The 14,009-nt window shown below is 68.9% G+C and carries 15 protein-coding genes; 6 read left to right on the top strand and 9 right to left on the bottom strand.

What is annotated here, in order from left to right; genetic code table 11:
* The first annotated feature begins 218 nt into the window (after positions 1-218).
* A complete protein-coding gene (locus ACWIGI_RS19510; RefSeq protein ID WP_454203807.1) occupies positions 219-1,091 on the top strand; it encodes a class I SAM-dependent methyltransferase in 873 nt (290 codons plus the stop codon).
* Between the two features lie 21 nt (positions 1,092-1,112).
* Here ACWIGI_RS19510 and ACWIGI_RS19505 read toward each other — a convergent pair whose 3' ends face one another.
* The 4 genes from ACWIGI_RS19505 to ACWIGI_RS19490 all read right to left on the bottom strand — a co-directional run bounded on the left by ACWIGI_RS19505 (position 1,113) and on the right by ACWIGI_RS19490 (position 4,595).
* A complete protein-coding gene (locus ACWIGI_RS19505; RefSeq protein WP_454203806.1) occupies positions 1,113-1,700 on the bottom strand; it encodes a hypothetical protein in 588 nt (195 codons plus the stop codon).
* A gap of 243 nt (positions 1,701-1,943) precedes the next feature.
* Positions 1,944-2,108, bottom strand: coding sequence for a hypothetical protein (locus ACWIGI_RS19500; RefSeq protein WP_354987797.1), 165 nt, complete (start codon positions 2,106-2,108; stop codon positions 1,944-1,946).
* Complete coding sequence (locus ACWIGI_RS19495; RefSeq protein ID WP_454203805.1) at positions 2,108-2,992, bottom strand: SPFH domain-containing protein; 885 nt, start codon at positions 2,990-2,992, stop codon at positions 2,108-2,110. Before ACWIGI_RS19495 ends, ACWIGI_RS19500 begins: the two co-directional genes overlap by 1 nt.
* 232 nt (positions 2,993-3,224) lie before the next feature.
* Complete coding sequence (locus tag ACWIGI_RS19490; RefSeq protein ID WP_454203804.1) at positions 3,225-4,595, bottom strand: FAD-binding oxidoreductase; 1,371 nt, start codon at positions 4,593-4,595, stop codon at positions 3,225-3,227.
* A 71-nt stretch (positions 4,596-4,666) separates the two neighbouring features.
* Here ACWIGI_RS19490 and ACWIGI_RS19485 point away from each other — a divergent pair, with 71 nt between their 5' ends.
* Positions 4,667-5,596: a LysR family transcriptional regulator gene (locus ACWIGI_RS19485; RefSeq protein ID WP_454203803.1), complete on the top strand. Its 930-nt coding sequence runs from the start codon at positions 4,667-4,669 to the stop codon at positions 5,594-5,596.
* Here the strand turns inward: ACWIGI_RS19485 and ACWIGI_RS19480 are convergent.
* Positions 5,580-6,044, bottom strand: coding sequence for a DUF4383 domain-containing protein (locus ACWIGI_RS19480; RefSeq protein ID WP_454203802.1), 465 nt, complete (start codon positions 6,042-6,044; stop codon positions 5,580-5,582). The two genes, ACWIGI_RS19485 and ACWIGI_RS19480, sit on opposite strands and share 17 nt — an antisense overlap.
* Positions 6,045-6,216: 172 nt before the next feature.
* Here ACWIGI_RS19480 and ACWIGI_RS19475 point away from each other — a divergent pair, with 172 nt between their 5' ends.
* The 3 genes from ACWIGI_RS19475 (at position 6,217) to ACWIGI_RS19465 (ending at position 9,375) form a co-directional block, all read left to right on the top strand.
* A complete protein-coding gene (locus tag ACWIGI_RS19475) occupies positions 6,217-6,648 on the top strand; it encodes a helix-turn-helix domain-containing protein (RefSeq protein WP_354987792.1) in 432 nt (143 codons plus the stop codon).
* The gene (locus ACWIGI_RS19470) at positions 6,645-7,526 is read left to right on the top strand and encodes an alpha/beta fold hydrolase (protein WP_454203801.1); all 882 of its coding nucleotides are present in this window, start codon (positions 6,645-6,647) and stop codon (positions 7,524-7,526) included. The genes ACWIGI_RS19475 and ACWIGI_RS19470 overlap by 4 nt, the downstream gene beginning before the upstream one ends.
* Before the next feature lie 400 nt (positions 7,527-7,926).
* Positions 7,927-9,375 (top strand): aldehyde dehydrogenase family protein, encoded by a 1,449-nt coding sequence (locus ACWIGI_RS19465; protein WP_454203800.1) that lies wholly within the window; start codon positions 7,927-7,929, stop codon positions 9,373-9,375.
* 196 nt (positions 9,376-9,571) lie between these two features.
* Here the strand turns inward: ACWIGI_RS19465 and ACWIGI_RS19460 are convergent, their stop codons facing one another.
* From ACWIGI_RS19460 to ACWIGI_RS19445, 4 genes are all read right to left on the bottom strand, one after another.
* Positions 9,572-10,324 carry an amino acid ABC transporter ATP-binding protein gene (locus ACWIGI_RS19460; protein WP_454203908.1) on the bottom strand — a complete coding sequence of 251 codons (753 nt, stop codon included), beginning with the start codon at positions 10,322-10,324 and terminating at the stop codon, positions 9,572-9,574.
* Positions 10,325-10,374: 50 nt separating this feature from the next.
* Positions 10,375-11,346 (bottom strand): amino acid ABC transporter permease, encoded by a 972-nt coding sequence (locus ACWIGI_RS19455; protein ID WP_454203799.1) that lies wholly within the window; start codon positions 11,344-11,346, stop codon positions 10,375-10,377.
* A gap of 9 nt (positions 11,347-11,355) precedes the next feature.
* Entirely contained in the window at positions 11,356-12,261 is a 906-nt protein-coding gene (locus ACWIGI_RS19450; protein WP_454203798.1) for an ABC transporter substrate-binding protein, read from the bottom strand.
* 152 nt (positions 12,262-12,413) lie between these two features.
* Entirely contained in the window at positions 12,414-13,502 is a 1,089-nt protein-coding gene (locus ACWIGI_RS19445; RefSeq protein WP_454203797.1) for an isocitrate/isopropylmalate dehydrogenase family protein, read from the bottom strand.
* A 129-nt stretch (positions 13,503-13,631) separates the two neighbouring features.
* On the opposite strand from ACWIGI_RS19445, the gene trxA reads away from it, so the two are divergent.
* Positions 13,632-14,003, top strand: coding sequence for a thioredoxin (trxA, locus tag ACWIGI_RS19440; protein WP_454203796.1), 372 nt, complete (start codon positions 13,632-13,634; stop codon positions 14,001-14,003).
* Positions 14,004-14,009 lie beyond the last annotated feature (6 nt).

Here is a 14,009-nt window from a genome sequence, read left to right as displayed (position 1 = left end):
GGTCATGCGACAGCACATCGCTGTGGCGGAGCACAACGCTGCCAGAAGCATGCGGACTCACAGCACGAACGTCTGCTCTGCTCGATCGCCCCGTGAAGTTCCGGTCCGGACCCCCCTGGAGGAACGAGTACAGAAGACACTCGCGGAAAACAGCGTACGCGACTGTCGTTGTACCAAGCAAACACGGGTGCCGCAACGCGAGTCGATAGAGTGCGGCCATGGCCGAAGATCACCCCGATTCCCCCGACGATACCCGGCATGCCGAGGCGAACGCACTGCTCGGCACGGTGGGCGTGGCCCGCGCCAAGGTCGACTCGGCGGTCAGCGAGCGCGCGAACCGGCGCTGGTGGGACGCGGACGCGGCGGCCTATCACGAGACGCACGCCGATTTCCTGGGCGTCGACTCCCCCGCCGGCGAATTCGTCTGGTGCCCCGAGGGTTTGCACGAGGGCGATTGGCGGCTGCTCGGGGACGTCGTGGACAAGACGATCCTCGAGATCGGGTGCGGTTCGGCGCCGTGTTCGCGCTGGCTCGCCGCGCACGGCGCGCATCCGGTGGGCCTGGACATCTCGCGCAGCATGCTCGACCGCGGTGTGGCGGCCATGGCGGCGGGCGGGCCGCGCGTCCCGCTGGTGCAGGCGGGCGCCGAGGCGCTGCCCTTCGCCGACGCCTCCTTCGACCTGGCGTGCTCGGCCTTCGGCGCGGTCCCCTTCGTGGCGGATTCGGCGCAGGTGATGCGCGAGGTCGCCCGGGTCCTGCGCCCCGGCGGCCGGTGGGTGTTCTCGGTGAATCACCCCATGCGCTGGATCTTTCCGGACGATCCGGGCCCCGAGGGCCTGCGCGCCACGATCCCGTATTTCGATCGCACGCCCTACGTCGAACACGACGCCGACGGCGAGGCGACCTACGTCGAGCACCACCGCACGGTGGGCGACAGAGTTCGCGAGATAGTTGCCGCGGGCCTGACCCTGGTGGACATCATCGAGCCCGACTGGCCGGAGTGGCTGGACCGTGAATGGGGCCAGTGGAGTCCGCTGCGCGGCGAGATCTTCCCGGGCACAGCCATTTTCGTCACCGAGAAGCCCGCCTGAGGATCGCGCGGACGCCGCGATTCAGCCGCGGAACGGCGGCAGGGCGGCGAAGGCCGGGTCGAGGCGGATCGTCGGCACCGTCCGCGTCAGCCACGCCCGGACCCGGCTCAGCGGATGATCCGGGAAGTCGGCGTCGAATTCGGCGGCGTCGGCGCGGTTGTACGGGAGGTCGCCGCGCACCTCGGGCGCGTAGGGGTGCGGCGGGTACATGGACTCGAATCCCAGCCGCGCCATGGTCATCGCCTCCCGCATGCCGGTGATGCCGGTCTCCTCGCAGAAGAGCATGAGCACGGCGCTGCACCGGTCCTTGGGCACCACGATCGACGCGGCGAAGACCAGCCCGGTCGGCTGGTCGCGATGCCGCATCTTCTCGATGCGCAGCAGCGCGGGCTGCCCGTCCACGCCGATGACCCAGGCTTCGATGAGCCCGCCGGTGGACGCGTGGATCGCGGTCAGCCGGGCACGCAGGGTCGCGACGTCCTCCAGTGACGCGGGCAGGTCGGGCGGCAGATCGAAGTACTGCACCCCCGCCATGTCGCCGGTGCCGGGATCGACCCAGCGGGTGGCGTCCGCCTGCTGAAAACCGCCTGTATCGAACGAGATTGGCACCCGGTCACCCTAAACGGACGATGCCGGAAATGCCGGATCGTCGTCGCGGGGCACCCCCGTGATGCAGGTCCGGGCAGGACGTGATGAACATCGAGTTCTACACCGGCGTCGACCAACGCCTCGACCTGCGAGCGGGCCGACCGGAGGCGGCGAGCGGTCGCGCGGGACACGGCGGGAAGCGCTCGCCGGCACGTCGAACGCCCGCGACGCGGGGTCGCGGGCGTTCGACGAACAGCGGTGGAACTACGGGGATTTGGGATCGCGGCCGGCCTGTTTGAGGGCCAGGCGCAGGGCGTACTCGATTTGGGCGTTGATGCTGCGCAGGTCGTCGGCGGCCCACTTGGCCACGGCTTCGTGAACGGCCGGGTCGAGCCGGAGCAGCACCTTTTTCGGCTCGCGCTTGACCATTACGAGTAGAGGGAGCCGGTGTTCACGACGGGCTGGGCGGGGCGGTCACCACAGAGCACGACCAGCAGGTTGGAGACCATGGTGGCTTTGCGCTCCTCATCGAGTTCGACCATGCCCTGTGCCGCGAGACGCTCGAGGGCCATGCCGACCATACCGACAGCGCCCTCGACGATGCGGCTGCGGGCCGCCACGACCTGGGATGCCTGCTGGCGCACCAGCATCGCCTGGGCGATCTCTGGGGCGTACGCGAGGTGGGTGATGCGGGCCTCGAGCACCTCGATGCCGGCCAGATCCGTGCGCTCGCGCAGCTCGGTGGTGAGCTCCTCGGCGATCTCGGCGCCGTCGCGCAGGCTGGTGCGGGCGTCGTCGTGCGCGTCGTACGGGTGGATGGTGGCCAGGTGCCGGACCGCGGCCTCGGACTGGGTCTCCACGTACTGCTCGTAGTCGTCGACCGAGAAGGCGGCCTTGAAGCTGTCGACCACGCGGTAGACCACGACCGCGCCGATCTCGACCGGGTTGCCGTCGGCGTCGTTGACCTTCAGCTTCTGGGTCTCGAAGTTGCGCACGCGCAACGAGATTCGGCGCCGGTCGGTCAGCGGCACCACCCAGAAGAACCCGGGGTCGCTGACCGAGCCGATGTAACGGCCGAAGAACTGGATGACGCGGGCCTCGTTCGGGTTGACCACCAGCAGCCCGGACAGGCCGAGCACGGCCAGCGTCGCGATGGTGAAGCCGAGAACGGCGCCGGCGATCCAGCCCGCGCCGCCGCCGTCACCCGCGGCCGCCAGGCAGGCCACCGCCGCCACGATGGCCACGACGATGACCGCGACCAGGAGCAAAAGGAAGAGGAAACCGTTCCGCCGGAATGCCGGACGTAGCTCCATGTCTGTGCCCTCCAAATATCGAAGTGATATCACGACGATAGCGCGGAACGACGGGGTTGCCAAGCAATATGTTCGACAGGGTTCACCCTCTCACCTCGGCGCATGTGCGGACGTGAACGCGGGCCGCGGCAACGGCTGTGCCATCGGCCCACCTTCGACAGGCCGGCACTACATGCGTAGATGCGCATATAGACGTCTCGTGATTGCCGACGTGCGACCGCACGGCGGCGATTCAGCGCGGTCGAATGTTGCGGTTGGCCCGAAAGAGGTTGCGGGGGTCGTGGTTCGACTTCAGGCCCGCCAGGCGGTCGTAGGTGGCGGGGGCGTACCCCGCCCGGGTCTGCGCCTCGCCGGCGTCCGCGCCGCCGCCGTACAGGAAGTTGAGATGGTGCCCGATCGTCCAGGGGGACAACGCTTCCCGGATGTCGGCGAGGCGATCACGGGTCTCGTGCCCGGCGTCGCCGTCCGGCATGGCGATGACGCGGGCCACGTACTCGGCGTCGCGGTGATCGACCGCGATGCCGGCGGGCCCCGGACGCCGCAGCGCGCCGCCCAGGTGCCGCAGGCCCGCCACCACCGGACTGCCCGAGCGCGGGCCGGTGTGCTCGAGGAAGGTGTCGGTGGCCTCGGCGGGCAGTTCGCGCAATAGCGCGTTGGTGGCGGTGTAGGCGTGCGGGAAGTCCGGATCACGGTAGATGGCATGGGATTCGGTGTAGGGCATGACCCGCAGGTCGTCCGCGAGCCGAGGTCCGATGGCACGCAACGGGGCGATCAGCCGCTCGCCTTCCTCACGACCCCCGGTGTACGCGATGTTGATCGTCGCGGTGTAGCGCCCGCGCAGCGGCTCCGGTACCCCGGGATGATCCGGAACGGTGAGCACGGTGACGGCCGAGGTCAGCTCGTCGGGCAGGTCCGCGGTCCACAGTCGCCAGCCCTCGAGCGCGGGTTCGACCAGGCGCGTATCGAATTGGAGCTGACCGCCGTACACCGCGGTGACGGGCAGGAGTTCGAGTTCGAGGGCGGTGACGACGCCGAAGTTGCCGCCGGTGCCCAGCACCGCGCCGAAGAGCTCGTCCCCCGGCGCCAGCCGGCGCGGGCGGCCGTCCGCGGTGACGATGTCGATGGCGCGCACATGGTCTGCGGCATAACCGAATTCGCGGGCGAGCAGTCCCAGGCCGCCGCCGAGGGTGTAGCCGACCACGCCGACCGACAGCGAGGATCCGTTGAGCGGGGCGAGCCCGTGCGCGGCCGCGGCCTCGACGAGCGCCCCGGCGCGCACCCCCGCGCCGACGCGGGCGATCCGGGTGACGGGATCGACGCGGATATCGGTCATGCGCCGCGTCGAGATCAGCACTCCGCCGGACAGCGGCGCCGACAGGCCGTGACCGGTGGCCTGCACCGCGATCGGCAGCTCGCGCAGGGCGGCGTATTCCACCGCCGCGCGCACATCCTCGGCGTGCAGCGCACCCACGACCACCCCCGGCCGATGCGTGTACGCGGTTTGGAATCCGGCGATCTCGTCGTCGTAGCCCGCGTCGCCGGGGCGGAACACCGGGCCGGTCACGTCGGGCAGATCTGTTGTCGAACGCGTTGTCTGTGCCATGTCTGCCAGCCTGCCGAGCCGGGTTTGATAACTCCAACAGATAGTTCTTCTCACTACTAGAATCCATGGTTATGGAACTGCGGCAGCTGCGCTATTTCGTCACGGTGGCCGAGGAAGCCAATTTCACCCGGGCCGCGGCCCGTCTGCACCTGTCGCAGCCGGGGCTGAGCGCGCAGATCCGGCAGCTGGAACGTGAACTGGGACAGCGGCTTCTGGACCGGTCGTCGCGCACCGTCACCGTGACGCCCGTCGGCGCGGCGGTACTCCCGCACGCCCGGGCCGCACTCGCCGCGGCCGAGCGGGTGAGCCACACCGTCGACGAGTTCACCGGATTGTTGCGGGGCCGGGTGCGGGTGGGGATGATCTCCGGCGCGGCCGACGGCGAGGTCGACATCGCGCGCGTGCTGTCGGAGTACCACCGCGATCATCCGCAGATCGCGATCACCCTGACCGAGGACACCTCCGAGGCCATGTACGAGGCGCTGCGGCACGGCGCCCTCGATATCTGCCTGATCAGTCTCTCCGGCGCGGATTCCGATCCCGATATCGCGCTGGAGACGGTGTACGAGTCCCCGATCGTCGCGGCGGTCGCGGCGACCGCGACCGGTTTCGATGATCGCATCGGACTGGCCGAACTGTGCACCCATCCGCTGGTCTGCCTCCCCGCGGGCGCCGGGATTCGGGGTGTGCTGGAAAAGAGCTGTGCGGCAGCGGGTCTGGTTCCGAACGTGGCGTTCGAGGCGGCCGCTCCCCCGCTGCTCATGCGGCTGGCGTCCTACGATCTCGGTGTCGCGATCGTGCCGCCGATTCCCCCGGACGCCGCCGCGGCGCTCGGGGTGCGCCTGCTCGACATCGACCCGCCGATGCGCGGCCGCCTGGCCCTGGCCTGGAGTACCGCGCAGCCGCTGAGCCCGGCCGCGAAGGTGCTGCTCGGCCAGCTGCGCATCGCCGTGTCGGTCTGGAAGGACCCCGCGGCCATGTTCGTCAGCGCGCCGGAGTGAAGACCGCGCGCAGACCGCCGTCCAGCACCGCCTGCACGGCGACCAGGGCGAGCAGCAGGACGCCGGTCGCGATGTGTTGAACGGCGTCGGCGGTGTGGTTCGGGAAGCTGAAGACCAGCACCCGATGGGAGAACAGCGCCCAGACGCCGACCCCGAAACCGCCGCCGAGCGCGGCGATGACGCAGTACCACGCGGACCAGTGTTCGCGGGTGGCGGCCGCCAGCGCCGGCGTGAACAGCAGCAGGCCGGCGACGGCGTGCCAGCCGTTGTAGTCCATGCCGAGCACCGGCGTGGCTGGTGCGTGCTCCCCGAGGGCGAAGCTCGGTTCGGCGATCCAGCCCGCGATGGCCCACACGATGTGCACCAGCCCGACGACGGCGGTCGCCCATTGCAGAAAGCTCCACCGGGACAGGGTGATTCGGAGTCGGTCGGAAGTGTGCGCAGCCATCGCCAATGCCCCCATCGCATTCGACACAATATCTACTACATGTCGTAGTTGGATCTACTACACAGCGTAGCTGTCGAGCGGCATCACACGGAAGACTTCGGCAAGAAGCTTCCCTAAACTTCCCTAAACAACCTTATTGCGCATTCTCATAGGGTTGTTTACAGTCGTTTGCATGAACGATCGTCTGTACTCGGTGGAGGAAGTCGCCGAACGACTCGGACTGCACGTGCGCACCGTGCGCGGCTATGTCCGCGACGGAAAGCTCACCGCCGTGCGGATCGGTAAGCAGTACCGCATCGCGCACGCGGATCTGGAGGCGTTCACCGGCCTGCCGGTGCCCGCCTCCCCGAGCGAGAGCGTCGCCCGGCGTCGGCACGCCGAAGCCTCGACGATCGTCGAGGTCGACGCCGTGGACCCGGCCACCGTCGACCGGGTGGCCTCGCTGCTCACCGGCGCGACGGGCAATCGCCGGCTCGGCGACGATCCCCTGCGCTTCCAGACCTTTCACGACCCCGAACGCGCCCGGCTCAAGATCATCATCGTGGGCGGTCTCGCCGATACCGCGCGACTGCTCGAATACCTGGAAGGAGTGCTCGTCCCATGAGCACGCGAAGCACCACCGACGCCGTCGCCCCCATCTACAAGTCCGCCGCCGGCGCGGCCGCCATCGCCGCGCGCTACCGGGAAGTGCTGCGCGAGTGGCCTATTCCCGCCGAACAGTTGCGGATACCCACCCGCGCGGGCGAGACCTTCGTGCTGGCCTCCGGCTCGGTGAACGCGCCTCCACTGGTGCTGCTGCACGGTTCGGGGGCGAACTCCTCGATGTGGCGCGGTGATGTCGCCGCCTGGGCGCGGGAGTTCCGCGTCTACTCGGTGGATCTGGTCGGCGAACCCGGCGGCAGCGCGCCCACCCGGCCGGAGCTGGCGTCCGAGGAAGTCGCGCTGTGGCTCGACGATGTGCTTGCGGGACTTGGGATTTCGGACACGTCGATGGTCGGCATATCGCTCGGCGGCTGGACGGCCCTCGACTACGCCGTTCGCCGGCCCGGCCGGATCGCGCGGCTGGCCCTGCTGTGCCCCGGCGGGATCGGCAGGCAGCGCTTCGGCTGGGTCGCCAAAACCGTTGTGGCCAAGCTCTTCGGCCGCCACGACGTGCGCAGCTCGGCCGCCCTGGTGACCGGCCTGACCGGCCCCGAACTCGAGCCGGTGCTGGACGACGTGACCCTGACCTTCACGCATTTCAACCCGCGCACCGAACGCCTGCCCGGCTTCACCGATGACCAGTTGCGTTCGCTCACCATGCCGGTTCTCGCCATCGTGGGCGCGGACGACGTCATGTTCGACTCCGCCACCACCGCGCGCCGTGTGCGCTCGGAGGTCCCGAACGCGACCGTCGAGGTTCTGCCCGGCGTCGGCCACGCCATCCTCGGCCAGACCGACCGCATCCTGGGGTTTCTGCGCGCGGACGCTCCGCCCGCCTGAATCCGCGCGGATCGCGGCGTCCCAGAGGTAGGCGGGGTTGGCCGCCGGGCCGGTCCGAGAGCTGCGGCGGCCGGCCGATCATGCGGACCGGAGGGCGCTCCCCCTCCACCCCCGCAGCCCCACCCGCGACTTACAGATTTACCCTCTCACGCAACGAGAGTCTTATTTCGATTTCGAGAGAGTGCTATTCTCCTATCGCTCCCGGCCGCGAAGATGCCATCCTCCCGCGACCGCGGGGTACGGCAACCGTCCGCCTGTGACGCTCGACGCGGCGCGCGCGGGAGCACTCGAGCGCTCGAACGCGCTGCCGCGCACACGACGTGCGCAGGGCACAGAGTTCTCGACAACCGAAGGCACCGCGCTTCTCCGGACCGGAGGGGCTCGGCGAAAGGATGAGACAGTGAGTAGCACCATCGACGTCGAACCTGTGGTCGAAAGCCCCAGCTCGGGCATCATTCCGGTCTTCGACCCCTCCACCGAGGAGCAGATCGCGCAGGTCGTCGATTCCGATCGGAAGGCCGTCGACGAGGCCGTGGCGCGGGCCCGGGAGACGTTCGAGTCCGGTATCTGGCGCAAGCTGCCCGCCGCGCACCGCGCCGATGTGCTATTCCGAGCCGCCGCCCTCGTGCGCGAGCGCACCGACGAGCTCGCCGCGATCGAGGCCCGCGACAACGGCATGAACGCGATGGCCGCGAAGCAGATCATCAAGGTCGCCTACGACATGCTGGTCTACTACGCCGGCTGGGTCGGCAAGATCCACGGCGAATCGAGCAACCTGGTCTCCGACGGCCTGCTGGGCGAGTTCGAGACCTTTCACACCTTCACCCAGCTCGAGCCGGTCGGCGTCGTCGGGCTCATCGTGCCGTGGAACGGGCCGTTCTTCGTCGCCATGCTCAAGGTCGCGCCCGCCCTGGCAGCGGGGTGCAGCGCGGTACTCAAGCCCGCCGAGGAGACCCCGCTCAGTGCGCTCGAGCTCGAGAAGATCTTCCGCGACGCGGGCCTGCCCGAGGGCGTGCTCAATGTCGTCACCGGCTACGGCGAGACCACCGGCGCCGCGCTCACCGCGCACCCGGGCGTGGACAAGATCTCGTTCACCGGTTCGACCGAGGTCGGCCGACTGATCGTCAAGGCCGCCGCGGGCAACCTCAAGCGCCTCACCCTCGAACTGGGCGGCAAATCGCCGCTGATCATGTTCGACGACGCCAACCTGGACAAGGCGATCATGGGCGCCGGAATCGGCCTGCTCGCCGGCTCGGGGCAGAACTGCTCGTGCACCTCCCGCATCTACGTGCAGCGCGGCATCTACGACCGGGTCGTGGACGGGCTCGCCGCCTTCGCCAAGATGCTGCCGATGGGCGGCAGCGACGATCCGACCTCGGTGCTGGGCCCGCTGATCAGCGAGAAGCAGCGACAGCGGGTGACCGGCATCGTGGACGAGGGCGTGGCCGCGGGCGCGCAGGTGATCACCGGCGGTAAACACCTGGATCGGCGCGGCTACTTCTACGAGGCCACGATCATCACCAACACCACCCCCGACATGCGGCTCATCCGCGAAGAGATCTTCGGTCCGGTCGGCTCGGTAATCCCGTTCGACGACGAGGACGAGGTGATCGCCGCCGCCAACGACACCGAGTACGGTCTGGCCGGCTCGATCTGGACCGAGAACCTGGGCCGCGCGCACCGCGTCGTCAACGAGCTGCGCGCCGGGCAGATCTGGGTGAACACCGCGCTGGCAGCCGACCCGTCGATGCCGATCTGCGGGCAGAAGCAGTCCGGCTGGGGCGGCGAACGCGGCCGCAAGGGCATCGATGCCTACTTCAACACCAAGGCCGTCTACATCGGAATCTGAGCCGATCTCGCCCAGGTGCGGGCCGGAAACCGAACATCAATCGGCCCGCACCTGCTCGGCGAATTCGGTCGTCGATGCGTTCGGCCACCCGCTGCGGCGCGCTGCGTGTCGCGAGCCAGCGCAGCAGCAGCGCGACCGGATCGGCCCGGTGGCGACCCACTATCGAAGGGCCGCACCGTGTCTCGCGACTGAGCGGTCAGAGGATGCGGGACAGGAACGCCTTGGTGCGCTCGTGCTGGGGATTGGCCAGCAGCTCGCGCGGATCCCCGGCCTCCACGACCACACCGCCGTCCATGAACGCCAGCTGATCGGCCACCTCGCGGGCGAAGCCCATCTCGTGCGTCACGACCACCATCGTCATGCCCGAGGCGGCGAGTTCGCGCATGACGCCGAGCACCTCGCCGACGAGTTCCGGATCCAGCGCCGAGGTGGGCTCGTCGAACAGCATCAGCTTGGGATCCATGGCCAGCGCCCGGGCGATCGCCACCCGCTGCTGCTGCCCGCCGGACAGCTGCGCCGGATACGAATCGGCCTTGTCCGCCAAGCCGACTCGGGCCAGCAGCTCCTTCGCGCGCGTGATCGCGTCGGCCTTGCGCACCTTCTTCACCCGGGTCGGCGCCTCGATGATGTTCTCGAGGACGGTCCGGTGCGGGAACAGGTTGAAGTGCTGGAACACCATGCCGATGTCGCGGCGCTGGCGGGCGGCCTCGCGCGGATGCAGTTCGTAGAGCTTGTCGCCCTTCTCGCGGTAGCCCACGAGTTCACCGTCCACGTACAGCCTGCCGGCGTTCACCTGCTCCAGGTGATTGATGCAGCGCAGGAAGGTGGACTTGCCCGAGCCGGACGGGCCGATCAGGCACAGCACCTCACCGCGCTTCACCTCCAGCGAGATGCCCTTGAGCACCTGCAGCGTGCCGAAGCTCTTGCACACCCGATCCGCGCGCACCATCGGCGTGGCCGCGGCGACCGGATCCTGGTCGAGGCTCTTCTTCTCGAGGCTCACTGACCCTCCACCCCCGAACGCTGCATGGAAGCCAAGGCCCGCAACTGTTTCGCGGTCATCTTGCGCGAGGATCCGCGCGAGTAGTACCGCTCCAGGTAGAACTGGCCCACCATCAGCACGCTGGTGATGGCCAGGTACCAGGTGGCCGCGACCAGCAGCAGCGGGATCGGCTGGAAGTTGATGCCGTAGATGTCGCGCGCCCGCCCGTACAGGTCGGTGGTGAGCGGAATGGCGGTGACCAGCGAGGTGGTCTTGAGCATGGAGATCAGCTCGTTGCCGGTCGGCGGGATGATCACGCGCATGGCCTGCGGCAGCACCGTGCGGGTCATGGTCTGCGACCACGACATGCCCAGGGCGGTCGACGCCTCGCGCTGCCCCTCACCCACCGAACCGATTCCGGCGCGGACGATTTCGGCCATGTAGGCGGCCTCGTTGAGACCCAGGCCGATGACCGCGAACACGAACGGCGCCGAGAAGTCCTGCACGTTCCAGTTCGCCAGCGTCGGGCCGAACGGCACGCCGAGGGTGATGGTTTTGTACAGCGACGGGAACAGACCCCAGAACACCAGCTGCACGTACACCGGCGTGCCGCGGAAGATCCACAGGTACACCCACGCCACCGAGCGCAGCACCGGATTCGGCGACAGCCGCATGACCGCGAGCAGCACGCCCAGCACCACGCCGATCGCCATGGCCAGCACGGTGAGCTCGAGGGTGACCAGCGCGCCGGAGGCGATCTTGCTGTCGCGCAGGTACAATCGGTACGTGTCCCAGTGATAGGCCGGGTTGGTCGCGGCCCCGTAGAGGAACAGCCCCAGCAGCACCAGGATGATCGCCGCCGCGAGCCACCGGCCCGGCCGACGCAGCGGAATCGCTTTGATCGGCTCGGGTTCGGTGGATGTCACGGTCGCGGCGGTGGAATCGGGCCCCGGAGCCGAAGCGGCGGGGTCCTTCTCGTCCTGCGACATGGCCGGCGATCAGCCCTGTGCGCCGTTGATGACCGACTTGGTGATCGCGCCCTCCTGGACGCCCCAGTTCTCGGTGATCGAGCGGTACTGGCCGTTGTCCATGAGGTACTGGACGGCCTCCTGCAGCACGGGCGCGAGCGCCGAACCCTTCTTGACCGGCCAGCCGTACGGCGCGGCGTCGAAGAGCGGACCGGCGGACTCGATGCTGTCCTGCGCCTGCTTGATGGCGTACGCGGTGACCGGGGAGTCGGCGGACATGGCGTCGACCTGGCCGTTCACCAGCGCGGTGGCCGCAGCGCTCTGCTCGTCGTAGGCGACCTTGGTGATCTCGGGCTTGCCGGCGGCGACGCACGCCGCGCTCTTGGCCGGGATCTCGTCGGTGTCCTGAATGGTGGTGCGCTGCACCGCGACCCGCTTGCCGCAGGCGTTGTTCGGGTCGACCGACTTGCCCTTCTGCTGGGCCCACTGGCTGCCCGCGTTGAAGTAGGTGACGAAGTCGGCGGTCTTCTCGCGCTCGGCGTTGTCGGTCATCGAGGACATGCCGAGGTTGTAGGTCCCGGCCTCGATGGCCGGGATGATCTTCTCGAAGTCCGATTCCTTGTAGTCCGCGGTCAGGCCGAGGACCTTGGCGACCGCGTCGACCAGGTCGACGTCGAAGCCGATGATCTTGCCCGAGTTGGGATCCTTGTACTCGTTCGGCGCGTAGGGAATGTTCACGCCGACGATCAGCTTGCCCGAGCTCGCGATGTCCGCGGGCACCTTGGCGGCGATGGCGTCCACCTTGGCCACCTCGACCTTGGCCACCTCGGGCGAGTCGGTCTCGGTGGTGCTGGTACAGGCGGTCACTACGAGAGCGCCACCCGCTAGGACGCAGGCGGCCCGCAGGGCACGCCCGCGGAAATCGATACGAGACACAGCAGTCCTCCACAGTTCGGTCACGCGACAACCGGACGTCGCCCGCCGTTTGAAATGTAGGCGAGTCGTACATTTCGTGCGGGCCGGTAACCGAACATTAATCGGCGACACGCCGACAGGTGCTCGTTACACGACCGGTTCCGGCAGTGCGCTCACCAGCGATGCAGCCGGGCCCGCACCTGCTCGGTGAATTCGGTCGTTGATGCTAACCCACCCAAATCGGATGTTGCTACACCAGCCCGCAACGTATCGGCTACCGCATGTTCGATGCGTTCCGCCACCCGCTGCAGCGCGCTGTGCGCGGTGCGTGTCGCGAGCCAGCGCAGCAGCAGCGCGGCCGAGAGCTGCAGGGCCACCGGGTTCGCCCGGTTGCGACCGGCGATGGCCGGGGCCGCGCCGTGCACGGCCTGCGCCATGGCCTGCTCGTCGGAACAGTTCAGCGAGGGCGCCATCCCGAGCGAACCGCTCAGCTCCCCCGCCAGGTCGGACAGGATGTCGCCGAACATGTTCTCGGTGACGATGACGTCGTAGTCCTGCGGCGCGCGCACCAGATGCGCCGCCGCGGCGTCCACGTGCTCGTCGCTGACCTCGAGATCGGGGAACTCCGCCGCCGCGATCTCGTAGCACACGTCCCGGAACAGTCCCATGGACATGGGCAGCACGTTGGCCTTGTGCACGATGGTGACGCGCTTGCCGCGGGCGGCCGCGTTCTCGAACGCGGCGCGCGCGATCCGCTCGATCGCCGCGCGGGTGAACAGGCCCACCGCCATCGCCACGTCCGGGGTCGGCTTGAACTCGCCGGACCCGGCGAACATGTTGCGGTCGGCGTAGAGCCCCTCGCTGTTCTCACGCACGATCAGCAGATCCATCTGCGCCACCGTCGACCGCACGCCCTCGACGGTGCGCGAGGGCCGCAGGTTGCCGTACAGGCCGAAGCGCTTGCGGACCGCGCCCGCGGGCGGCAGCCCCGTGCGGTAATCGGCTGCGTAGGAAGCGTTGTCGTGCGGTCCCATGATCCAGCCGGTGAGGCCGGCGAGCGCGGTGAGCGTCGGCTCGGGCACCGGGTCGCCGTACTCCTCGATGGCGGCGTGACCGATGAGCAGATGCACCCACTCGACGGGCGGCACCCCGACCACCGCCATCGCCTCGTCCACCACGTCCCGGGTGGCGCGCACCACCTCCGGGCCGATGCCGTCACCTTCGATCAACCCCAGCCGGAGCCGAGTCTCGCTGTCGCTCATGGCAGTCATCCTCGCGCAAACCGGGCGGCGGCCCGGAGGCGGCACGCGGTTGGCGGCTACCGTAATGGGTACAGGGAAGAGAACCGCACGGCCCGGTGTTGGACCGGGAAATCGACACGAGAGGACGCCATGGCCACCCAGACCCTGACCGAACAGAACTTCGACGAGACCGTCACCGGTAGCGACATCGTGCTCGTGGACTTCTGGGCCTCCTGGTGTGGCCCGTGCCGCGCCTTCGCCCCCACCTACGAGAAGTCGTCCGAGAAGCATCCCGACGTGGTTTTCGGCAAGGTCGACACCGAGGCCGAGCAGGGTCTCGCGGCGGCGGCGAACATTCGCTCGATCCCGACCATCATGGCCTTCCGCGAGGGCGTGCTGGTGTTCGCGCAGCCGGGCGCGCTGCCCGCCGAGGCCCTCGAGGACCTCATCGGCCAGGTGCAGGCGCTGGACATGGACGAGGTCCGCAAGCAGCTCGCCGAGCAGCAGCAGGCCGCCAAGTAGGTCCCG

Source organism: Nocardia sp. NPDC055321, assembly GCF_053645575.1.
Note: the sequence above shows the minus strand (reverse complement) of the source record. Positions and strands in the feature narration are given on the sequence as shown.